The 20,118-nt window shown below is 71.2% G+C and carries 20 protein-coding genes and 1 pseudogene; 15 read left to right on the top strand and 6 right to left on the bottom strand.

Going from position 1 to position 20,118, the window contains the following annotated elements; genetic code table 11:
• Positions 1 to 165 precede the first annotated feature (165 nt).
• Entirely contained in the window at positions 166 to 1,434 is a 1,269-nt protein-coding gene (locus ACFV0T_RS12645) for an ArgE/DapE family deacylase (RefSeq protein WP_385777483.1), read from the top strand.
• Between the two features lie 5 nt (positions 1,435 to 1,439).
• Here ACFV0T_RS12645 and ACFV0T_RS12650 read toward each other — a convergent pair whose 3' ends face one another.
• On the bottom strand, positions 1,440 to 1,958 hold the full coding sequence (locus tag ACFV0T_RS12650; RefSeq protein WP_385777485.1) for a hypothetical protein: 519 nt from the start codon (positions 1,956 to 1,958) through the stop codon (positions 1,440 to 1,442).
• Positions 1,959 to 2,097: 139 nt separating this feature from the next.
• On the opposite strand from ACFV0T_RS12650, the gene ACFV0T_RS12655 reads away from it, so the two are divergent.
• Positions 2,098 to 2,802: a TetR/AcrR family transcriptional regulator gene (locus ACFV0T_RS12655; protein WP_385777487.1), complete on the top strand. Its 705-nt coding sequence runs from the start codon at positions 2,098 to 2,100 to the stop codon at positions 2,800 to 2,802.
• Between the two features lie 86 nt (positions 2,803 to 2,888).
• On the opposite strand, the gene ACFV0T_RS12660 is transcribed toward ACFV0T_RS12655, so the two are convergent.
• The gene (locus ACFV0T_RS12660) at positions 2,889 to 3,449 is read right to left on the bottom strand and encodes a DinB family protein (RefSeq protein ID WP_385777776.1); all 561 of its coding nucleotides are present in this window, start codon (positions 3,447 to 3,449) and stop codon (positions 2,889 to 2,891) included.
• A 178-nt stretch (positions 3,450 to 3,627) separates the two neighbouring features.
• Between ACFV0T_RS12660 and ACFV0T_RS12665 the strand changes: the two genes are divergently transcribed.
• Complete coding sequence (locus tag ACFV0T_RS12665) at positions 3,628 to 4,299, top strand: DNA alkylation repair protein (RefSeq protein ID WP_385777779.1); 672 nt, start codon at positions 3,628 to 3,630, stop codon at positions 4,297 to 4,299.
• Positions 4,300 to 4,481: 182 nt separating this feature from the next.
• Here the strand turns inward: ACFV0T_RS12665 and ACFV0T_RS12670 are convergent, their stop codons facing one another.
• Positions 4,482 to 5,108 (bottom strand): hypothetical protein, encoded by a 627-nt coding sequence (locus tag ACFV0T_RS12670; protein ID WP_385777489.1) that lies wholly within the window; start codon positions 5,106 to 5,108, stop codon positions 4,482 to 4,484.
• A gap of 407 nt (positions 5,109 to 5,515) precedes the next feature.
• On the opposite strand from ACFV0T_RS12670, the gene hemL reads away from it, so the two are divergent.
• From hemL to ACFV0T_RS12720, 10 genes are all read left to right on the top strand, one after another.
• The gene (gene hemL, locus ACFV0T_RS12675) at positions 5,516 to 6,850 is read left to right on the top strand and encodes a glutamate-1-semialdehyde 2,1-aminomutase (protein WP_385777490.1); all 1,335 of its coding nucleotides are present in this window, start codon (positions 5,516 to 5,518) and stop codon (positions 6,848 to 6,850) included.
• A complete protein-coding gene (locus ACFV0T_RS12680) occupies positions 6,847 to 7,575 on the top strand; it encodes a histidine phosphatase family protein (protein ID WP_385777492.1) in 729 nt (242 codons plus the stop codon). Before hemL ends, ACFV0T_RS12680 begins: the two co-directional genes overlap by 4 nt.
• Positions 7,576 to 7,689: 114 nt before the next feature.
• Entirely contained in the window at positions 7,690 to 9,039 is a 1,350-nt protein-coding gene (locus ACFV0T_RS12685; RefSeq protein WP_385777494.1) for a hypothetical protein, read from the top strand.
• Positions 9,040 to 9,153: 114 nt separating this feature from the next.
• Positions 9,154 to 9,744, top strand: coding sequence for a TlpA family protein disulfide reductase (locus ACFV0T_RS12690; RefSeq protein ID WP_385777496.1), 591 nt, complete (start codon positions 9,154 to 9,156; stop codon positions 9,742 to 9,744).
• Between the two features lies 1 nt (position 9,745).
• Positions 9,746 to 10,519, top strand: a complete 774-nt coding sequence (locus tag ACFV0T_RS12695) for a cytochrome c biogenesis CcdA family protein (RefSeq protein ID WP_385777497.1) — start codon at positions 9,746 to 9,748, stop codon at positions 10,517 to 10,519.
• A gap of 3 nt (positions 10,520 to 10,522) precedes the next feature.
• Positions 10,523 to 12,250 carry a cytochrome c biogenesis protein ResB gene (locus ACFV0T_RS12700; protein ID WP_385777499.1) on the top strand — a complete coding sequence of 576 codons (1,728 nt, stop codon included), beginning with the start codon at positions 10,523 to 10,525 and terminating at the stop codon, positions 12,248 to 12,250.
• Positions 12,247 to 13,362 carry a c-type cytochrome biogenesis protein CcsB gene (gene ccsB / locus ACFV0T_RS12705; RefSeq protein ID WP_385777500.1) on the top strand — a complete coding sequence of 372 codons (1,116 nt, stop codon included), beginning with the start codon at positions 12,247 to 12,249 and terminating at the stop codon, positions 13,360 to 13,362. The genes ACFV0T_RS12700 and ccsB overlap by 4 nt, the downstream gene beginning before the upstream one ends.
• 77 nt (positions 13,363 to 13,439) lie before the next feature.
• The gene (locus ACFV0T_RS12710; protein ID WP_385777502.1) at positions 13,440 to 14,045 is read left to right on the top strand and encodes an RNA polymerase sigma factor; all 606 of its coding nucleotides are present in this window, start codon (positions 13,440 to 13,442) and stop codon (positions 14,043 to 14,045) included.
• On the top strand, positions 14,042 to 14,986 hold the full coding sequence (locus ACFV0T_RS12715) for a CU044_5270 family protein (RefSeq protein ID WP_385777503.1): 945 nt from the start codon (positions 14,042 to 14,044) through the stop codon (positions 14,984 to 14,986). The genes ACFV0T_RS12710 and ACFV0T_RS12715 overlap by 4 nt, the downstream gene beginning before the upstream one ends.
• 38 nt (positions 14,987 to 15,024) lie before the next feature.
• Positions 15,025 to 15,462 carry an SRPBCC domain-containing protein gene (locus ACFV0T_RS12720; protein WP_385777505.1) on the top strand — a complete coding sequence of 146 codons (438 nt, stop codon included), beginning with the start codon at positions 15,025 to 15,027 and terminating at the stop codon, positions 15,460 to 15,462.
• Between the two features lie 205 nt (positions 15,463 to 15,667).
• On the opposite strand, the gene ACFV0T_RS12725 is transcribed toward ACFV0T_RS12720, so the two are convergent.
• Together ACFV0T_RS12725 and ACFV0T_RS12730 are read right to left on the bottom strand one after the other, a co-directional pair.
• A complete protein-coding gene (locus ACFV0T_RS12725; RefSeq protein WP_385777507.1) occupies positions 15,668 to 16,660 on the bottom strand; it encodes an isopenicillin N synthase family dioxygenase in 993 nt (330 codons plus the stop codon).
• Positions 16,653 to 17,102: a nucleoside deaminase gene (locus ACFV0T_RS12730; protein ID WP_385777510.1), complete on the bottom strand. Its 450-nt coding sequence runs from the start codon at positions 17,100 to 17,102 to the stop codon at positions 16,653 to 16,655. Before ACFV0T_RS12730 ends, ACFV0T_RS12725 begins: the two co-directional genes overlap by 8 nt.
• A 205-nt stretch (positions 17,103 to 17,307) precedes the next feature.
• Between ACFV0T_RS12730 and ACFV0T_RS12735 the strand changes: the two genes are divergently transcribed.
• On the top strand, positions 17,308 to 18,075 hold the full coding sequence (locus ACFV0T_RS12735) for a CDP-alcohol phosphatidyltransferase family protein (RefSeq protein ID WP_385777512.1): 768 nt from the start codon (positions 17,308 to 17,310) through the stop codon (positions 18,073 to 18,075).
• 179 nt (positions 18,076 to 18,254) lie between these two features.
• The gene (locus ACFV0T_RS12740) at positions 18,255 to 19,310 is read left to right on the top strand and encodes a DMT family transporter (RefSeq protein ID WP_385777514.1); all 1,056 of its coding nucleotides are present in this window, start codon (positions 18,255 to 18,257) and stop codon (positions 19,308 to 19,310) included.
• Here ACFV0T_RS12740 and ACFV0T_RS12745 read toward each other — a convergent pair.
• Positions 19,213 to 20,115 (bottom strand): annotated as a pseudogene (locus ACFV0T_RS12745) (LysR family transcriptional regulator); the annotation flags it as partial. The gene ACFV0T_RS12740 and the pseudogene ACFV0T_RS12745 sit on opposite strands and share 98 nt — an antisense overlap.
• Positions 20,116 to 20,118 lie beyond the last annotated feature (3 nt).

The raw sequence follows: 20,118 nt of genomic DNA on the forward strand, positions 1-20,118 counted from the left end.
GTCGCGTACGGGCTGACGGCGCGTCGCGTACGGGCTGACGGCGCGCCGCGTACGGGGGGCTCGGGATGAGCAGACATCTGTTCGGGGCGGCGGGCGGCGCCGCCCGAACGAGGGCGCCGGGGGCGGTGGGTGTCGCTCCCCGAACCGGAAGACGGAGGCGGGCGGATGCCGAGCGACGAGGAGGCGGCCGCGCTGGCGGCGATCGACGAGGCGGCCGTGGGCCGGACGCTGCTGGAGCTGATCGCGATCCCCAGCGTGACCGGAAGCTCCGCCGAGTCGGAGATCCAGCACCACCTGGCGCGGCGTCTGGAGCACCTGGGGCTCGACGTCGACCTGTGGTCCATGGACCTGCCCGCGCTGCTCGCGGACCCCGACTTCCCCGGTACGGAGGCTCCGCGCGACGAGGCGTGGGGTCTGGTGGGGCGCACGACGGGCGGTGCCGACGGGGACGCCGGGCCGACGCTGATACTCCAGGGCCACGTCGACGTCGTACCGCCGGGTGATCGCGCCGCCTGGGACGGCGACCCGTTCGTGCCGAGGGTGAGCGGGGACGTGGTGCACGGGCGCGGGACGTGCGACATGAAGGCCGGACTCGTCGCGCACCTCGCCGCGCTGGCCGCGATACGGGCGGCCGGGGTGCGGCTGCGCGGCCGGGTCGCCGTGCACTTCGTGGTCGGGGAGGAGGACGGCGGCATCGGTGCCTTCGGGACTTTGCGCCGCGGCCACCGCGGTGACGCCTGTGTCATCACCGAGCCGACGGACGGCACCGTCGTCACCGCCAACGCCGGTGCGCTGACGTTCCGGCTCGCCGTACCCGGCAGGGCGGCCCACGCCAGTTCGCGGGACGCCGGCGTGAGCGCGATCGACGCGTACCTGCCGCTGCACCGGGCGCTGGCCCGGCTGGAGGCCGCCCGCAACCAGGACGTCTCCCCGCTGATGGCGGAGTACCCGATCCCGTACGCCCTGTCCGTCGGCACCCTGCGTGCGGGCGACTGGGCAAGCAGCGTGCCCGACCTGCTGGTGGCCGAGGGGCGGCTGGGGGTCCGGCTCGGCGAGGACGTCGCGCAGGCCCGTGCCGAGCTGGAGCGGTGCGTGGCCGAGGCGTGCGCCGGTGACGTGTGGCTGCGGGAGCATCCGGCGACCGTGACCTGGCCGGGCGGGCAGTTCGCCAGTGGGCGGCTGACGGAGGGGCATCCGCTGCGGGAGGTGGTGCGGGACGCCTGTGCCGAGGTGGGCGGCGGCTCGCGGCCCCGGGAGCGCGGGGCGCCGTACGGCAGTGATCTGCGGCTGTACGCGGCGGCCGGGATCCCGACGTTGCAGTTCGGGCCGGGGGATGTGCGGGTGGCGCACAGCGCGCGGGAGCACGTGTCCCTCCGGGAGGTGGTGGGGGTGGCGCGGGCTCTCGTCCTGACCGTGCTGCGGACGGTCGGGTGAGGCGTTCAGACGGCGGCCGGCAGGGCGAGGGCGAGCACGGAGGCGCCGAAGACCACCGTGTCACGGACGTTCTGGAGCGTCCGGGTCCAGGTGGGGAAGCCGTCCTCGGCCGCCTTGTGGAGGGCGGGGACGTCGACGCCGGCCAGTTCGGGGTCGCCCTTGCGGGCGAAGGCGGCCCGGACGGACCGCGTGGCGGTGAGCCGGCTGTACAGGATCACGCAGTCGCCCAGCAGGACGAGGCTCTGGAAGATCCACGTCGACGTCGATACCCAGGAGCTGTCGAGGAGGTTCAGCGCGGCCATCGTGACCATGACGGCGGCGACGCCGGCGGCCGCGGCCGTCTCGTGTCCGCTCGCGTCGAACCGCATCCCGTTCTCGGCGAGGACGGAGGTGCGTACACCCTGCCGCGCCGGCTCGGTCTGCGCGCCGGCCATCGCGGTGGTGCCGTAGCGGTGGCGGACCAGGGGGATGCTCAGGAAGGCGGCGGCGACGAGGAGTTGGAGTGCGGCGACGAGGGTGTTCATGGCGGGCTCCAGACTTGAACTAAGTGCATGCGGTGGCGGCGAAGGGAACCGCAAAGGATGACTTGAACCAAGTACAAGACCTCTCGGTGGGCACGCCTGAACTTTGTACAAGTGGTTGTTCCGCGCCTATCGTGGGCGCATGCCCCGCGACACACTGACCAAAAAACAGATCGTCGACACGGCGATCGAACTGCTCGACGAGGAGGGCCTGGAGGGCCTCAACATGCGGGCCCTGGGCAAGCGGCTCAGTTCCGCCGCGACCGCGGTCTACTGGCACGTGAAGAACAAGGACAACCTCGTCCTGCTCGCCGGCGACCAGGTGTGGGACGAGATCGAGCTCCCCGACCTCGCCGCCGTGGACTGGCGCGCGGCGGCCGTCCGGATGGCCACCGGCCTGCACGCGATGCTCGCCCGCCACCCCTGGCTGGTGCAGGCGATGGGCTCGCACGTCATCTACGGCCCCGGCAAGGCCCGTCACGACGACCGCATCCTCGCCGTCTACGAGACGGCAGGCTTCACCGGGCCCGAGGCCGACCGCGCCTCGGCCGCCGTCTTCACCTACGTCCTGGGCAGCGCCCTGGCGGCCTCCGCGACCGCGTCCCTCACCCGCCGGCTGGCCCGGGACGCCGACGGCGCCGAGCAGGCACTCCAGGAAGCCATGGCCCAGGCCCGCGAGGTCGCTCTCCGCTTCCCTCGCCTGCGCACCCGCCTCGACACACCGGCCGCCGCGGGCTACAACGCGTCCCCGGAACAGACCTTCGAGCTCGGGCTACGCGCACTGCTGGACGGCCTGGAGACGGAGCTCGGAACGGCCCAGGCGCCGTCGACGGCGGCGGCCGGCTGAGCGCCGGGGGCGAGGACGACCGCTCGCCCCCGACCCCACCCCCCGACCTCACGTCGGCTGCGCGCCCTTCGCCCCACGCCCTCGCCTCACACCCCGATCTCGCCGTCGATCCGCTCGCGCAGGAGGTCGGCGTGGCCGTTGTGGCGGGCGTACTCCTCGACCAGGTGGATCAGCACCCAGCGCAACGACACCGGCCCGCGCCACGCGTCGTGGCCCTGGACATCGAGGTCGGCCGCCGCGCTCACGAAGCCCTCGGCGAAGGCGACCTCGTCCCGCCAGGCCTGCCAGGAGGCCGCGACCACCGCCGGGTCGGACACGGCCCCGTCGAAGTCCCCGTCGGGCTCCGCCGCAGACGAGAACAGCGCGGGCGCGTCCTGATCGGCCAGCACTCGCCTGAACCAGCGCCGTTCGACATCGGCGAGATGCCGGACGAGCCCGAGCAGCGACAACGTGGAGGGCGTCACGGCCCGCAGCCCCAACTCCGGCCCCAGGCCGGAGCACTTCAGCTCCAGCGTGGCCCGCTGGGCGGCCAGCACGTCGACGAGCAGCCGCCGCTCACCGGCGGTGGCGGAACCGGCGAAGCGGCCGGCACTGCCGGCACCGGGGAACAGGTCGCCTCTTCTGGCGGGTTCGGCCATGAAGACCATGTTCACACCGCCGCTCTTTGCGGAGCGACTGTTTCGGCCTCGGCAGGGCCGGACCTTGATCGGCTCGACCAGCCGCCGATCCTTCTCCTGACCCGGGTTGGATCGGCGTTACGACCGGCGGCCGACCCCGTCGTACGCTGGCACCGCGTGTGAGGGACAGGAGACTGAGGTGGCTGACATGACGCCGGCCGAGGTGCTGGCCGAGCTGGCCGGGCTCGAGGATCCGAAGGCGCGGGCGGTGAACGAGAGGCACGGTGACGATCACGGTGTGCACCTCGGCAAACTGCGTGCGCTCGCGAAGCGGCTGAAGACGCAGCAGGAACTCGCGTGCCGGCTCTGGGAGACGGATGACACCGCGGCGCGACTGCTGGCGATCCTGGTCTGCCGTCCGAAGGCGTTCGAGCGGGACGAGCTGGACTCCATGGTGCGCGAGGCGCGCGCCCCCAAGGTGCACGACTGGCTCGTGAACTACGTGGTGAAGAAGAACCCGCACTCCGAAGAGCTGCGTCTGGCCTGGATCGCCGATCCGGATCCGGCGGTGGCGAGTGCCGGCTGGGCGCTGACCACCGAACGCGTGGCGAAGAAGCCCGAGGATCTCGACCTCGCGGGACTGCTCGACGTCATCGAGGCGGAGATGAGGGACGCCCCGGACCGGTTGCAGTGGGCGATGAACCACTGCCTGGCTCAGATCGGGATCGAGCACGCCGAGCACCGCACCCGTGCGATCGGCATCGGTGAGCGCCTGGAGGTACTCAAGGACTACCCGACGTCTCCCGGCTGCACGTCTCCGTTCGCGCCCGTCTGGATCAACGAGATGGTGCGCCGACAGCACGACGGGACGGTGGCTTGATCGGCGGCAGTTCGTTCCGGCCGGTGGCCCGAGTGTGGTCCGAGCCGCACCGGATGCCGCTGGACGGGCTCCGCGCCGCAGGCGAGGTGGACCGGGACGTGGACCAGGTCGATCCCGCTGATGAGCTCGCGCTTCAGGGGCGAGGCCCGTAGACCCCGCCCGCTACCGGAGACACTCCAGGGTCAGGGCCACACCAGGCAGTACGGCTGATGCCCCGCCTCATGCAGTCGATGGCTGAAGTCCTGCCATTCGTGCAGCAACTGGTACACGTTGAACGCGTCCCGCGGGCCGCCGCGGTCCGGGACCGTCGACCAGATGAAGGCCGCCGCGCCCACCGCTTCCTCGCCGATGTCGCGCAGCGGGTCGACCACCGTCATCGGGAGCTTCACGACCGCGTAGTCGGGGTGCAGGACGACCAGTTCCAGGGGCGGGACCCGGTTGAGGGGGACGCCCTCGATGCCGGTCAGGACCATGGCCGCCATGGTCTCCGGCTTGATCTTGGTGAACATGCCGTTCATGCCGAGTTCGTCGCCGCCGAGTTCCTCGGGGCGCATCGAGATCGGGACACGGGCCGCGGTCGCGCCGTCCGGCGCGCCGAAGTATTTGTACGTCACCCCCACCCGACCACCATTCCTGCTCCCCGCCCGGAGTCGGTCGACCTCCTGGTCGAGCCGGTCGGACTCCCTCGGTACACCATAAGCCTGATGTGCTTCCGCCGATTCCTCCACGTCGCGCCGGTGCCTTCCCCGCCGGGCACGTCGAGGACCCAGGTCGTCAGTCCCCTCGCCCAGTCCGCCACCGCGATGCATATCTCCACCCGACTGCTTTTCTAGGACGCGTGGCCCCCGCCGCGCAACCCGATCATCGTGTCAGTGACCTCCCCCACGGCCGCCCGCCGAAACGTGCGCTGAAACACCTGTCCGCAGGATCTTCGCAGCCCCGGGGAGGCCCTGGGAGGCCTGAGAGCAAGCCTCTGGGCAAGCCTTTGTATTCCCGGGGTCGTACGGGCCCGTATAGCTGTGTGTATCAGGTGCCAGTTTCGCAGATGGCGGCGGAGGGGCCACCGGTTTGCGGGGGTCCGGCCCCGCTCGCGGGCGGCCCCTGGGCGGGGGCGCCGTGCTGCTCCCTGCCGTTTCCCGCCCCTGGCCTACCCTGAGGAGGTCACCCAGCAAGCGGAGTCCGAGCAAGTCGGAGAAGGTCGGAGAAGTCGCAGGTCATGAGCGAATCGCCCTTTTCAGGAGCGCCCTATCCCTACGAAGCGCCTGTTTCGCAGGCCCTGTTCGACCGTGCGTCCGTCGTCACACCGGGCGGGGTGAACTCCCCGGTCCGCGCCTTCCGCGCCGTGGGTGGTACGCCCCGGTTCATGGTGTCCGGCACCGGTCCGTATCTGACCGACGCGGATGGACGTGAATACGTCGATCTCGTCTGTTCCTGGGGTCCGATGATCCTCGGGCATTCCCACCCCGAGGTCATCGCGGCGGTGCAGGACGCCGTCTCGCGCGGTACGTCCTTCGGCACTCCCGGTGAGGGCGAGGTCGCGCTCGCCGAGGAGATCGTCGCGCGGGTCGAGCCCGTGCAGCAGGTGCGGCTCGTGTCCAGCGGGACCGAGGCCACCATGTCCGCCATCCGGCTCGCGCGTGGCTTCACCCGGCGGGCCAAGGTGATCAAGTTCGCCGGGTGCTACCACGGGCACGTCGACTCCCTGCTGGCCTCGGCCGGCAGCGGTGTGGCCACCTTCGCCCTGCCCGACACCCCCGGCGTCACCGGCGCCCAGGCCGGCGACACGATCGTCCTGCCCTACAACGACCTCGAGGCCGTGCACGAGGCCTTCCACGCCCATCCCGGCGAGATCGCCTGCGTCATCACCGAGGCCTCGCCCGGCAACATGGGCGTCGTGCCGCCGCTGCCCGGGTTCAACCAGGGGCTCAAGGCCGCCTGCGCCCAGAACGGCGCCCTGTTCATCTCCGACGAGGTCATGACCGGCTTCCGGACCAGCAGGAGCGGCTGGTACGGCATCGACGGGGTGGCGCCCGACCTCATGACCTTCGGGAAGGTCATGGGAGGCGGGTTCCCGGCCGCCGCCTTCGGAGGCCGCGCCGACATCATGGAGCACCTCGCGCCCGCCGGGCCCGTCTACCAGGCCGGCACCCTCTCCGGGAACCCGGTGGCCACCGCCGCCGGACTCGCCCAGCTGCGCCTGCTCGACGACGCCGCTTACGACAAGATCGACGCCGTATCGCGGCAGATCCAGACGCTCGTCTCCGAGGCCCTCAGCAAGGAAAGCGTCGCGCACACCCTGCAGAGCGCCTCCAACATGTTCTCCGTCTTCTTCACGGACCGTCCGGTCCGCACCTATGAGGAGGCGAAGGCGCAGGAGTCCTTCCGCTTCACCGCCTTCTTCCACGCGCTGCTGGCGAACGGCGTCTACCTGCCGCCCTCGTCCTTCGAGTCCTGGTTCGTCTCCACGGCCCACGACGAGCGTGCGGTGCAGCGCATCGCCGACGCCCTTCCGGCGGCGGCCCGAGCGGCGGCGGAGGCCACGGCGGCATGAGCAACGTCATCATCGGCAACGACGGCAACACCGGCGGCAGCGGCGAGAACAACGCCGACCTCACCGTCGTCCACCTCATGCGGCACGGCGAGGTCGAGAACCCGGACGGGATCCTCTACGGGCGGCTGCCCGGGTACCACCTGTCCGAGCTCGGGCGGCAGATGGCCGACCGGGTCGCCGAGCACCTCGCCTCCCGCGACGTCACGTACGTCGTCGCCTCCCCGCTGGAGCGGGCGCAGGAGACGGCGACGCCGATCGCCAAGGCGCACGGCCTGGACCTCGCCACCGACGGGCGGCTGATCGAGGCCGACAACGTCTTCCAGGGCAAGACCTTCGGCGTCGGGGACGGCGCGCTGCGCAACCCCGACAACTGGAAGCACCTCGTCAACCCGTTCAAGCCGTCGTGGGGCGAGCCGTACGTCGACCAGGTCGTGCGGATGATGGGGGCGCTGGACGCCGCCAAGGACGCGGCCCGTGGGCACGAGGCGGTACTCGTCAGCCATCAGCTGCCGATCTGGATCGTGCGGTCCTACGTGGAACGGCGCCGGCTGTGGCACGACCCGCGCAAGCGGCAGTGCACGCTCGCCTCGCTGACGACCTTCACGTATCAGGGCGACAAGATCGTGTCCGTCGGCTACACCGAGCCGGCCCGTGATCTCGTCCCGGCCCACCTGCTCGCCGGCGCCAAGCCGGTGAAGGGTCAGGGCAAGGCCTTCGGAGCGTAGGTCGATGACACGTTCGTAACAATTGTTGCCAGACTCATGTGATCGCTGGGAACCTCTCCGTCCGTCGCGTCCTCTGAATGGGTGACACCAGAGAACGCGACGAACGGGGATGCCATGCGCACTCTCACCCGCAGGGGAGCACTCGGTCTCGGCGCAGGCGCTGCGGCCGCCGCCGGACTCGCGGGGTGCGGCACCCACCCCGGCACGCGCCCGTCATCGGACGGGCCGACCTCCACGGGCGGTTCCCGAACCCCCAGCGCCAAGCCGACCGCCACCGCGCGGCCCCTCGGTGACGGCTCGACCTCCTTCACCGGCAGGCAGCCGCACCAGCCCGCCAAGCCCGAGCCGCTGGAGCCCGGCCAGCAGCCGCCGCAGTTCGTCGTCTTCTCCTGGGACGGCGCCGGCGAGGTCGGCAACGGACTCTTCCCACGCTTCCTGGACCTCGCCAAGGACCACGGCGCGAGCATGACCTTCTTCCTCTCCGGGCTGTATCTGCTGCCCGAGTCGAAGAAGCGGCTCTACGACCCGCCGAACAACCCGCGCGGCGCCTCCGACATCGGCTACCTCACCGACGACCACGTCAAGGCGACGCTCACCAACGTCCGCCGCGCCTGGCTGGAGGGCCACGAGATCGGCACCCACTTCAACGGCCACTTCTGTGGCGGCTACGGCACGGTCGGCAACTGGACCCCGCAGCAGTGGAAGAGCGAGATCGCGCAGGCCAAGTCGTTCGTGAAGGAGTGGCGGACCAACTCCGGGTGGACCGATCTGCCGTCGCTGCCCTTCGACTACGACAAGGAGCTCGTCGGCGGCCGTACGCCCTGCCTCCTCGGCCAGGACAACCTGCTGCCCGCCGCCCGTGAGCTCGGCTGGCGCTACGACGCCTCCTCGCCCGGCGGCCGGCAGGTCTGGCCCGGGAAGCGACAGGGGCTGTGGGACCTGCCGTTGCAGCAGATGCCGTTCCCCGGCCATTCCTTCGAGGTCCTCTCGATGGACTACAACATCCTCGCGAACCAGTCGGTCAACTCCACCAACGCGCCCGCCTACAACTACCCGGGCTGGCGGCAACAGGCCGCGCAAGCGTACATATCCGGCTTCCAGCGGTCGTACGAGACGAATCGCGCACCCTTCTTCATAGGCAACCACTTCGAGCACTGGAACGGCGGCATCTACATGGACGCCGTGGAAGAGGCCTTCAAGCACATCGCGCGGGAGAAGGAGAAGGGCGCCGACGTACGGCTGGTCTCCTTCCGGCAGTTCGCGGACTGGCTGGACGTGCAGCGGCCCGAGGTGCTCACCAAGCTGCGCACGCTGGATGTCGGCCAGAAGCCGGCCGGCGGCTGGCAGGAGTTCCTGAAGGACACTTCCGCGGCCGGGTCCACGGCAGGGTCCACGGCTGGTTCCCCGTCCGGATCCCCGTCCGGTTCCGCGACAGAGTCCACGGCCGGTTCCGCGACCTCCTGAAGCGGCGTCCGAGGCGTCGTCCGGAGCTCCGTCCCAAGCCCCGCCTGAAATGCGGGTTTCCGCCCGCAAGGGGGGTGCGCAAGATCCCCAGAACGGGCATGCGAAACTTTTCACATGAGTGCCGCCAGCCGCGCCCCCCTGACCATCGCCGGTGCCGCCGTCGCCGCGCTGGTGCTGTCCGCCTGTAGCTCCGGGGGTACCTCCGGGGGAGGCGGCAACACCAACTTCGTCATGGGCAAGGACGGCATCGCGACCGCCGACAAGGGGGAGCGGGCCGCCGCACCCGACCTGTCCGGCGAGACCGTCGACGGCAAGCGGCTCGACGTCGCCGACTTCAAGGGCAAGGTCGTCGTCCTGAACGTGTGGGGCTCCTGGTGCCCGCCGTGCCGGGCCGAGGCACCCGACTTCGAGAAGGTCTCCCAGGACCTCAAGAGCCAGGGCGTGCAGTTCGTCGGCATCAACACCCGCGACACCAGCACCAGTCCCGCGCGCGCCTTCGAGAAGCAGTACGGCGTCGGCTACCAGAGTCTGTACGACCCGACGGGCAAGCTGATGCTCCGCTTCGGCAGAGGCACCCTCAACCCGCAGGCGATCCCCTCCACGCTGGTCCTCGACCGGGACGGCAGGATCGCCGCCCGCTCGCTGTCCGCGCTCAGCGAGGAGAAGCTGCGCAAGATGATCTCCCCGGTCCTCGCGGAGAAGTGACGTGACCGGAGTGTCCCTGCTCGCCGCGGCGACGGACCCGAACCAGACGGTGCTCAACGGCGCCCTGCTCGTCGCCCTGCCCATCGCCCTGCTCGGCGGTCTCGTCTCCTTCTTCTCGCCGTGCGTCCTGCCGCTGGTCCCCGGCTATCTGTCCTATGTCACCGGGGTCACCGGCACCGACCTGGCCGAGGCCAGGCGCGGCCGGATGGTCGCGGGCGCCTCCCTCTTCGTGCTCGGCTTCACCGCCGTGTTCGTCTCCAGCGGAGCGCTGTTCGGCTACTTCGGCGACACGCTCCAGGGCCACCGGGGCGTCCTGTCCAAGGTGCTCGGCCTGCTCATGATCCTCATGGGCGTCTTCTTCATGGGCCTGATGCCCTGGCTCACCCAGCGGGAGTTCCGCTTCCACCGGCGACCCGTCGCCGGGCTGTTCGGCGCCCCCCTGCTCGGCGCGCTGTTCGGCATCGGCTGGACGCCCTGCATCGGCCCGACCCTCGCCTCCGTGCTGGCGCTGTCCTCCCAGCAGTCGAGCGCGGGCCGCGGTGCCATACTGACCGTCGCCTACTGCCTCGGCCTCGGCGTGCCCTTCGTGCTCGCCGCGGTCGCCTTCCGCAAGGCGCTCGGCGCCTTCGGCTGGGTCAAGCGCCACTACGCGTGGGTGATGCGCATCGGCGGCACCATGATGATCGTGACCGGTGTGCTGCTGCTGACCGGTGCCTGGGACCGCATCGTGCAGGACATGCAGACCTGGTCCAACGGCTTCACTGTGGGGATCTGAGCGATGAGCGAGACGACAACCGGCACGCCGACGGGTGAGACCCCGGCCGTCCCGGACGACCAGGACCTCGGCGCCGCCGGCTCCCAGCTGTCCACCGCACCCCAGGAGTCGTCGGCCAACCTGCCCGGCATGGGTGTCATCGGCTGGGTCCGCTGGTTCTGGCGGCAGCTCACCTCCATGCGGGTCGCGCTGCTGCTGCTCCTGCTGCTGGCACTCGGCGCGATCCCCGGCTCGCTGATCCCGCAGTCCGGGACCGACGCGACGAAGGTCGCCGACTTCCGGGCCGCCCACGAGAACCTCGCGGCCGTCTACGACAAGCTCGGGCTCTTCCACGTCTACAGCTCGGTGTGGTTCTCCGCGATCTACATCCTGCTGTTCGTCTCCCTCATCGGCTGCATCGTGCCCCGCACCTGGCAGTTCGTCGGCCAGCTGCGCAGCCGGCCGCCGGGCGCGCCCCGGCGGCTGACCCGGCTGCCCGCGTACACGACCTGGCGCACCGAGGCCGAGCCGGAGCGGGTCCGCGAGGCCGCGCTCGCGCTGCTGAAGCAGCGCCGCTTCCGCGCCCACCCGGCCGGGGACGCGGTCGCCGCGGAGAAGGGCTATCTGCGAGAGGTCGGCAACCTCGCCTTCCACATCGCGCTGATCGTGATGCTGTCCGCCTTCGCCTGGGGCCAGCTGTTCAAGTCCGAGGGCAACAAGCTGGTCGTCGAGGGCGACGGTTTCTCGAACACGCTGATCTCCTACGACGACTTCAAGTCCGGCAACCTCTTCGGCTCCGACGACCTGGTGCCCTTCAGCTTCGTCCTGGACAAGTTCACCGGCACCTACGAGCTCACCGGCCCCAACCGGGGCACTCCGCGCACCTACCAGGCGGCCATCACCTACAGCGAGGGCGCCTACGGCAATGAGAAGAAGACCACCGTCAAGGTGAACGAGCCGCTGGCGATCGGCGACTCGAAGGTCTATCTCACCGCCCACGGCTACGCCCCCGTCGTGACCGTCAAGGACGGCAAGGGCGACGTCGTCTTCCACAACGCCGTACCGCTGCTGCCGCTGGACTCCAACGTCACCTCCTCCGGCGTGGTCAAGGTCATGGACGGCTACAAGAACCCCCAGGGCGTCTCCGAACAGCTCGGTTTCCAGGCCTTCTTCCTGCCGACCTACGGCGGGGGCAGCGCGGTGGCGTCTCAGTTCCCGGCGATGCTGAACCCGGTGCTGAACCTGGAGGCGTACCACGGCGACCTCGGGGTCAACGCGGGCATCCCGCAGAGCGTGTACCAGCTCGACAAGAAGCACATGAAGTTCTTCGAGGACGCCGAGGGCGCGCAGCTGCGCAAGAACCTGAAGCCCGGGCAGACGATGACCCTGCCGAACGGTGCCGGCTCGATCACCTACGAGGGCACCAAGCAGTGGGCGAACTTCCAGGTCACACAGCAGCCCGGCAGCACATGGGCGCTCGTCGGCGCCGTCGCCGCGATCTTCGGTCTCGCCGGCTCCCTGTTCATCCAGCGCCGCCGGGTATGGGTACGGGCGGTGAAGGGCGCGGACGGCGTGACCGTCGTCGAGATGGCCGGGCTCGGCCGCAGCGAGTCCGCCAAGGTACCCGAGGAGCTCGGCGACCTCGCCGGGATCCTGTACGACCAGGCCCCCGGGGCTCCCGACCCCGACGACGACCCGTCCGCATCCCCCGACCCCCAAGTCGTACCCCCCGAAGGGGCTGAGAAGAAGTGACTCTCGCCACCGCGAACGATCTCGCCGGCGTGACCGATCTCGCCGTCGCGACCAACGAACACCTCGCGAACGTCAGCAACACGCTGATCTACTCCGCGATGGCCGTCTACACCCTGGCCTTCTTCGCGTACATCGCCGAATGGCTCTTCGGCAGCCGCAGCAAGGTCGGCCGCACCGCCGCCGCGCTCACCTCCACGCCGCAGGCGAGGAAGGCTCCGGCGGTCACCGTGCAGAACGCGGGCGGCACCGCCGTACTGGAGCGGCCGAAGGTCGTGGTGCGGGCCGCGACCGGCTCGCGCGACGTGCCGGACGGGCCGGGCGCGCACGGCGGTGACGAGCAGGGCGATCTCTACGGGCGTATCGCCATCTCGCTCACCGCGCTCGCCTTCGTCGTCGCGGTGGGCGGTGTGGTCGCCCGCGCGGCCTCGGTGCAGCGGGCGCCGTGGGGCAACATGTACGAGTTCAACATCACGTTCTCCACCGTCGCCGTCGGTGTGTACCTCGCGCTGCTCGCGCTGAAGAAGAACGTCCGCTGGCTCGGCCTGTTCCTGATCACCACGGTCCTCCTCGATCTCGGCGTCGCCGTCACTGTCTTGTACACCGCCAGTGACCAGTTGGTTCCCGCCCTGCACTCGTACTGGCTCTACATCCACGTGTCGACCGCGATCCTGTGCGGTGCGGTCTTCTACGTCGGCGCGGTCGGCACGCTCCTCTACCTCTTCAAGGACTCCTACGAGAACAAGCTCGCGAACGGCGGCAGGCCCGGCCGCTTCGCGACCTCGTTCCTGGAGCGGCTGCCCGCCTCGGCGTCCCTGGACAAGTTCTCCTACCGCGTCAACGCGGCCGTCTTCCCGCTGTGGACGTTCACGATCATCGCGGGCGCGATCTGGGCGGGCGACGCGTGGGGCCGCTACTGGGGCTGGGACCCCAAGGAGACGTGGGCGTTCATCACCTGGGTCGCCTACGCCTGCTACCTGCACGCGCGGGCCACGGCCGGCTGGAAGGGCCGCAAGGCCGCGTACATCGCGCTGATCGCGTTCGCCTGCTGGCTGTTCAACTACTACGGCGTGAACATCTTCGTCTCCGGCAAGCACTCGTACGCGGGCGTCTGAGTCCCGTACCCCCGAGGCCGGTTGCTGTGGCTCAGGTCACAGGAACCGGCCTTTGTCGTGCGGACAGGTTGAGGGGCGTGGATACGAATCTGCGAAGACGCGTCCGCGCGGGGGACCACGATGCCTTCGGCGAACTCTTCGACGCGTACGCGCGCTCCGTCTACAACCATGCCTTCCGGCTCACGGGTGAGTGGACGGTCGCCGAGGACGTCGTCTCGCTGACCTTCCTGGACGCCTGGCGGCTGCGGGAGCGGCTCGACGAGGTCGGCGGCTCCCTGCGCCCCTGGCTGCTGGGCATCGCCACCAACGTCACCCGCAACACCCGCCGCGCCGCCCGGAGGCACGCGGCTGCCGTGGCCCGCATCCCGCGCGAGGAGGCCGCGGGGGACTTCGCCGACGAGGTGGCCGGCCGCATCGACGACGCCACGCAGCTGGCCCTCGTACGCACCGCGCTGGGGCGGCTGCGGCGGACCGAGCGTGAGGTGCTGGCGCTGTGCGTGTGGTCCGGGCTGGACTACCGGGCCGCCGCGGAGGCGCTCGGGGTGCCCGTGGGGACGGTGCGGTCGCGGCTCTCGCGGGCGCGGACGAAGCTCGCAGAACATATGGAACCACCGCAAGCGCGCGGACAGATGAGAGGTGACCGCACCACCGCGGTCGGGGCCCTGAGGGAGGGGAACTCATGACCGAGCTACCGGAGCGGGACCTTCCGCCGGGCCGTCACCGACTTCTCAAGGAGCATCTGATGACCGAGACCCTCGGCTTCGAGGACAGCCCCCGAGCACGCAGGGCCTGGCTGCGGCCCGTCCTGGTCGCGGGGGCGGTCGCGGCCGTTTCCGCCGTCACCTTCACGCTCGTCGCGCCCTCCGGCGGCAGCGGTCCGGGCGCCCCCCGGTCCGTCGGTGCGGGAGCCCTCCTGGAGAGCGCGGCGACGGCGGCCGAGCGCGAGGGCGACGGGTTCGGCGACGCGCGCGACGACCAGTACCGGTACGTCGACAAGGAGGTGTCGAACACCGGTACCGAGGCGGCCGTGAACGGCAAGGGTGCGGAGGGGGTCCAGTCGCCCCACCGGGTGGAGGAATGGGACGCCGTGGACGGCGCCCGTCCGGGCCTGATCAGAACAGCGGGTCGGGAGGAGTCGATCGCCCCCTCGACACAGGCCGCGGGCAAGTCCGACTACGAGTACGTCAAGCTCTGGGACCCGGCCTCGCTGCCCACCGGCGCCGACGGGATGTACGCCTGGCTGACGAAGTCGACCTCGCTGCTGCGGCACGGACGCGTCCTCGTCGAGCCGACGCCGTTCATGCGGGCGAGCGAGCTGATCGGGAGCGGACTGCTGCCGCCGAAGCAGAGCGCCGCGCTCTACCGGGCCGTGGCCAGGATCCCCGGCGTGACCGTTGTCCGGCACGCCGTCGACGCCGCCGGGCGGCCCGGTGTGGCGCTCGCCCACCAGGAGCCGGGCCTGTCCGGGCGGGAAGAGTGGATCTTCGACCAGGAGACGTACCGGTTCCTCGGCACGCGCTTCGTGTACACCGAGGACCGGGGCGAGCACAAGAAGGGCTCGATCGGCGACGCGACCGTCGTTCTGCGGCGCGCGGTCGTGAGCAGGGCCGGGCAGCGGCCGTAGCGCGTGCAGCCCCTCCCGTCAGGGGCCACGCTGGTGTCATGAGCGGCTCCATCGAGCAGGGCACCAGTCAGACCCACGGGAACACGCACATCCTCCACTTCCGGGTACGGCTTCCGCGGCCCATGGAGCGCGTCTGGCCGACGGTGACCACCCGGGAGGGGCTCGCGGGCTGGTTCACCGAGGCCGAGGTGCTGGAGCCCAGGCTCGGCGGCGCGGTCACCCTGCGCGACCTGGGCAGCGGGCAGATCACCGCGTGGGATGTGGACCGGGTCGCCGAGTACACGGTGGAGGGCGGCGGCCGGATCCGCTTCCACCTGGAGCGGGACGGGGACGCGGCGACCTCGCTGCGGTTCACGCACGAGTTCCAGGGGGAGGGCGAGTCAGAGGCGCGCTGGCGGGCTCGATTCGAACGCCTGATCGACCAGTTCGGCGGCCCCGCCCAGCGCCCCGCCGTCCACGACCCGGGCAGGTGCTAGGGGTACTCGGCCGGCACCCGTCAGCAGCGTGAACGCGCGGCTGTGGCAGCCGCGGCCGCCGAGCGCGTCGATGACAGTCGGCCTGTCGGTCCGAGGGCCGGCGGTGACCGGTCCGCGGTGATCAGTCCGCGGTGGTCGGTCCGCCGTGGTCGGTCCGCGGTGGTGAGTCCGCGGTGGTCGGTCCGCGGTGGTCGGTCCGCGGTGGTCAGTCCACGGTGATCGAGTCGAGCTTCTCCCGCAGGTACACATGCGAGTCCACGGACTCGTACGTCACCCGTCCCACCGGCGCCGGAACCGACTCGACGAGCGTTCCCGGGGTGCACTCGCCGAAGTAGACCAGCGACATCAGCTCCTCCGCGGGCACGTCCGAGGGCGGGGGCAGCACGCGGTGGCGGCCGGAACGCCAGCGGTCGCCGGTCCAACGGGCCATCAGATCACCGATGTTGACGGTGAAGGCGGCCGGGTCGTACGGCGCGTCCCGCCAGCCGTCGTCGTCCGTCCAGACCTGGAGCCCGCCCCGGCCGGCTTGCCGGTCCAGGATGGTGACCGTCCCGAAGTCGGTGTGCGGGCCGATGCGGAACTGCCCCGGCAGGGGCTCGCCGATCACCTCGGTCCCCGGGTACCAGTTGATGTTGAAGCCGTACGTCGGATGGTCCATGTGCCGGGTGAAGAAGTCGGGTTCGAGGCCCAGCGCCTCGCCGAGCAGGGCGAGCAGGTGGTTCTCCAGCTCGGCCATCCGGGCCAGGTACTCCTCGCACAGCGCCCGCAGTGCGGGCACCTCCCGCGGCCACACGTTCGGCGCGTACCACTCCGCGTTGACGACCGGGTCCTCGAACGGCTCGTGCGTCGCGAACGTCAGCGACTCCTTCAGGTCCGGCGGGGTCTCGGTCCCCTCCGCGTACCCGTTGGCCTCCGCGCCGGGGCCGAGCCAGCCCCGGCCGCCGACCTTCGCCGCGTAGCGCCGCTTGGCCGCGTCGGGCAGCGTGAAGAAGGCGCGGGCCGCCGCCCGGACGTCGGCGCGCAGACCGGGGTCCACGCCGTGACCGGTGACCAGGAGGAACCCGGCGGTCTGCAGCGCCAGGTCGACGGTACGGGCGATGCCGGCGCGGGCCTCGGGGCCACCGTCGAGCCAGGGCCGCAGATCGACGGTCGGGATGCGGGGCGGGCGGGGGGTGCGGGGGGTGCTGGGCTCACTCACCGATGTCCTCGTTCCACAGTGCCGGGTCGGCCTTGATGAAGTCGCGCATCAGCTCGACGCACTCCGGGTCGTCCAGGAGGACGATCTCCACGCCGTGCTCCGCGAGCCAGTCGTGGCCGCCGTGGAAGGTGGCCGCCTCGCCGACGACCACGCGCGAGATGCCGAACTGGCGGACGAGCCCGCTGCAGTACCAGCACGGCGAGAGGGTGGTCACCATGGTCGTACCGCGGTACGACCGCTGCCGTCCCGCCGCCCGGAAAGCCGCCGTCTCCGCGTGCGCCGAGGGGTCGTCGTCCTGGACGCGCCGGTTGTGTCCACGGCCCAGCAGGGTGCCGTCGCCGCCGTAGAGCGCGGCGCCGATCGGGATGCCGCCCTCGGCGAGGCCGGCGCGTGCCTCTGCGACGGCGGTGGCGAGCCATGTGCGTGCCTGTGCCTGATCCATGCCTCCACTGTGCTGGGGCCGGGACCGGAACACGAGGGCGACGTGCGGAATGCACCCTCCGGGCGGCGCCCGCGGGGTGGCGGGACCGTGGCGGGCAGGCGTTACCTGGGTAAAGCACGTGGAAACCCGGTCTGTACCCTGGCCCGATCGTCGCCGCGCGAGCGGCAGTTGGGCCCCGGCCGGGCCCCGGTCGGGAGGAAGTTCCATGGTTGCTGCGCCGGTTCTGGAGGAGCTGCGCGAGGTCTGCCAGCCGCAGGCCAAGCTGGCTAGCCGCAATGGCGAGCACTGGGCGGGCCGGCTGTACATGCGCAGGATCTCGCTGCGGCTGACCCGGCAGCTGGTGCGCACGCCCGTCACCCCGGACCAGCTGACCTGGACGATGGTCGGGTGCGGGGTCGCCTCCGGCGCCGCGCTGATGATCCCGGGCCTGACCGGCGCCGTACTCGCGGTCGTGCTGATGCAGCTCTTCCTGCTCTTCGACTGCGTGGACGGCGAGGTCGCCCGCTGGAAGGGCCAGAACAGCGCGACCGGCATCTACGTCGACCGCCTCGGCGCCTATCTCGCGGACGCGGCCCTGCTGGCGGGGGCCGGGTACCGGGCGGCCGAGTCGGGATTCGGCGGCTGGCTGTCGGTCGGCATCGCCACCGCCCTGGGTGTCGTCCTGCTGAAGGCCTCGACCGACCTGGTGGACGTGGCACGTGCCCGGCGCGGGCTGACCGTCGCCGACGACGAGGCGACCCGGCCGCGCTCGCAGGGCGTGGCCACCGTGCGGCGCCTCGCCGCGGCCTTCAGGATCCACCGGGTCACCAATGGCATCGAGGCGTCCCTGGTGCTGCTGGCCGCGGCCGTCGCCGACGCGGTCACCGGCGGGATCGAGCCGACCCGCTGGGCGCTCGGCGCGCTCGCCGTCATCACCTGGGTGATGGTTCCGGCGCACCTGCTGTCGATCCTGTCGTCGTCCCGCCTGCGCTGAACCGGCCGACCCGGCCGGTCGGGTACGCGTGAAGGCGGCCCGCACCTTCGAGCACGGCTCCGGTGCGGGCCGTCGGCGTCTGGCCGCGGGCCGCTCATCGGCCCTGCCGATGGCCCCATCGGCAGGACGCACCACTGGCTCGTGGACCGGTTCCGCGTGGCGCTCGTAGCGTCCTGGGCATGACCTCACAGAACCAGGGCTCACAGAACCAGGGCTCACAGAACAAGGGCCCACAGAACAAAGGCCCACAGGGCACGGGTTCGGAGCGGAAGGGCATCGTCCAGCTGACGGCGGCGATGGTGCTCTCCGGCACCCTCGGTGTGTTCGTCGTCGAGTCGGGCGCCTCCCCCTTCGACGTCGTCTTCTTCCGCGTCCTGTTCGGCTCCGTCGCCCTCGGCGGCTACGTCGTCGCCCGCGGCTGGCTGCGCGGCCACGGTTTCACCCCGCGCACCCTCGGCCTGGCCGCTCTCGGCGGCGTGTTCATCGTCCTCAACTGGGTGTTCCTGTTCGAGTCGTACGAGAACACGTCCATATCCGTGGCCACGGTCGTCTACCACACCCAGCCGTTCTACGTCGTGCTCCTCGGCGCCCTGCTCTTCCGCGAGCGGCTGACCGCCGCCAAGGTCGGCTGGATCGCCGTCGCCTTCGCCGGGCTGGTCCTCGTCTCGGGCATCACCCCCGGCGACTTCACCAGCGGCGGCACCTACGTCCTCGGTGTCGGCCAGGCCCTGCTCGCCGCCCTGCTCTACGGTCTGTCCACCCTGGTCACCAAGCGGGTCACCGGCGTACGGCCGCACCTCATCGCGCTCGTCCAGGTGCTGGTCGGCATCCCACTGCTGCTGCCCTTCGCCGACTTCGGCGCCATGAGCGGCACGGGCGCGGACTGGGGCTGGCTGGTCGGGCTCGGCCTGATCCACACCGGCGTGATGTACGTCCTGATGTACGCGGCCTACGCCCAGCTGCCCACCTCGAAGATCGCCGTCCTCGCCTTCGTCTACCCGGCGGTCGCGATGGTCATGGACTGGGCGGTCTATGGCCACCACATCGGCCTCGTCCAGGCCCTCGGCGTCCCGCTGATCGTGCTCGCCGGCCTGCGGGTCACGCTTGCGCGGACTCCTGCGACCGCGGAGGCCGGGTCTGTTCGGCCAGCAGTTGGCGCGCCCGCTCCACGAACAGCCGGGCGTGCGCCGGAAGCCGCTTCCCGGCCCGCCACGCCAGTTGCGTCCGAAGCGTGAACGGCACCGGCCACGGCAGTCGGACGAGAGATCCCTCCGCGAGTTCGGCGGCGACCGTCACCTCGGGCAGCAGCGAGATGCCGAGGCCGGCCGCCGCCGCGCGTTTGGTGGCCTCGATCGTGCCGAACTCCGTGAACGCGACCGTGCCGTGGGGCGCGAGCTCACGCTCGAACAGATCGCGGTAGGCGCAGCCCGGTTCGGAGGCGAGCAGGGACTGCCGTACGAGGTCGGCGGCGGTCACCGGCTTCCCGCCGGACGCCGGGCCGGCCGCGGCTTCGGCGAGGGGGTGGCCCGGCGCCGCGACCAGCACCAGCGGCTCGACCGTCAGTACCCGCGTCTCCAGACCCGGGTGCTCGGTCGTCTCCTCCATCAGGAAACCGAGGTCGTACGTCCCCTGCCGGAGCGCCTGCCGGGTCTCGTCGCCGATGGTCGTGCGCAGGGAGAGGCGGACCTGCGGGTAGCGGTGGTGGAAGAACTCCAGGAGCGGCGGCAGACGGTAGTTCGTCAGCGACTCCATCGTGCCGACGGCGAGCGGGCCGGCCGGTTCCCGGGTGCCGGCGACCGCCGTGCGGGCCTCCTCGGTCAGCTCGATGATCTGCCGGGCGTACGGCAGCAGCCGCTCACCGGCCCCGGTGAGCCGGATCCTGCTCCCGAGCCGGTCGAAGAGCTCCGTGCCGAGCGAGGACTCCAGGGCGCGGATCTGGCTGGTCACGCTGGACTGGGCGTACTGGAGCTCGGCCGCCGCCCGGGTGAAGCTCAGGGTGGTCGCGACCTTCTCGAAGGTGACCAGCAGCCGCAGCTCCATCAG

The sequence above is a fragment of the Streptomyces sp. NPDC059582 genome, from assembly GCF_042735715.1.
GTDB lineage: Bacteria > Actinomycetota > Actinomycetes > Streptomycetales > Streptomycetaceae > Streptomyces.

Excerpts from the sequence above, each read along its gene's own strand:
- ACFV0T_RS12645 (WP_385777483.1), top strand. The coding sequence starts at position 166 with ATGCCGAGCGACGAGGAGGCGGCCGCGCTGGCGGCGATCGACGAGGCG.
- ACFV0T_RS12690 (WP_385777496.1), top strand. The coding sequence starts at position 9,154 with ATGAGTGCCGCCAGCCGCGCCCCCCTGACCATCGCCGGTGCCGCCGTC.
- ACFV0T_RS12720 (WP_385777505.1), top strand. The coding sequence starts at position 15,025 with ATGAGCGGCTCCATCGAGCAGGGCACCAGTCAGACCCACGGGAACACG.
- ACFV0T_RS12670 (WP_385777489.1), bottom strand. The coding sequence starts at position 5,108 with ATGCATCGCGGTGGCGGACTGGGCGAGGGGACTGACGACCTGGGTCCT.
- ACFV0T_RS12655 (WP_385777487.1), top strand. The coding sequence starts at position 2,098 with ATGCCCCGCGACACACTGACCAAAAAACAGATCGTCGACACGGCGATC.
- ACFV0T_RS12650 (WP_385777485.1), bottom strand. The coding sequence starts at position 1,958 with ATGAACACCCTCGTCGCCGCACTCCAACTCCTCGTCGCCGCCGCCTTC.
- ACFV0T_RS12680 (WP_385777492.1), top strand. The coding sequence starts at position 6,847 with ATGAGCAACGTCATCATCGGCAACGACGGCAACACCGGCGGCAGCGGC.
- ACFV0T_RS12730 (WP_385777510.1), bottom strand. The coding sequence starts at position 17,102 with ATGGATCAGGCACAGGCACGCACATGGCTCGCCACCGCCGTCGCAGAG.
- ACFV0T_RS12660 (WP_385777776.1), bottom strand. The coding sequence starts at position 3,449 with ATGGTCTTCATGGCCGAACCCGCCAGAAGAGGCGACCTGTTCCCCGGT.
- ACFV0T_RS12735 (WP_385777512.1), top strand. The coding sequence starts at position 17,308 with ATGGTTGCTGCGCCGGTTCTGGAGGAGCTGCGCGAGGTCTGCCAGCCG.
- ACFV0T_RS12685 (WP_385777494.1), top strand. The coding sequence starts at position 7,690 with ATGCGCACTCTCACCCGCAGGGGAGCACTCGGTCTCGGCGCAGGCGCT.
- hemL (WP_385777490.1), top strand. The coding sequence starts at position 5,516 with ATGAGCGAATCGCCCTTTTCAGGAGCGCCCTATCCCTACGAAGCGCCT.
- ACFV0T_RS12700 (WP_385777499.1), top strand. The coding sequence starts at position 10,523 with ATGAGCGAGACGACAACCGGCACGCCGACGGGTGAGACCCCGGCCGTC.
- ACFV0T_RS12665 (WP_385777779.1), top strand. The coding sequence starts at position 3,628 with ATGACGCCGGCCGAGGTGCTGGCCGAGCTGGCCGGGCTCGAGGATCCG.
- ACFV0T_RS12740 (WP_385777514.1), top strand. The coding sequence starts at position 18,255 with ATGACCTCACAGAACCAGGGCTCACAGAACCAGGGCTCACAGAACAAG.
- ACFV0T_RS12715 (WP_385777503.1), top strand. The coding sequence starts at position 14,042 with ATGACCGAGCTACCGGAGCGGGACCTTCCGCCGGGCCGTCACCGACTT.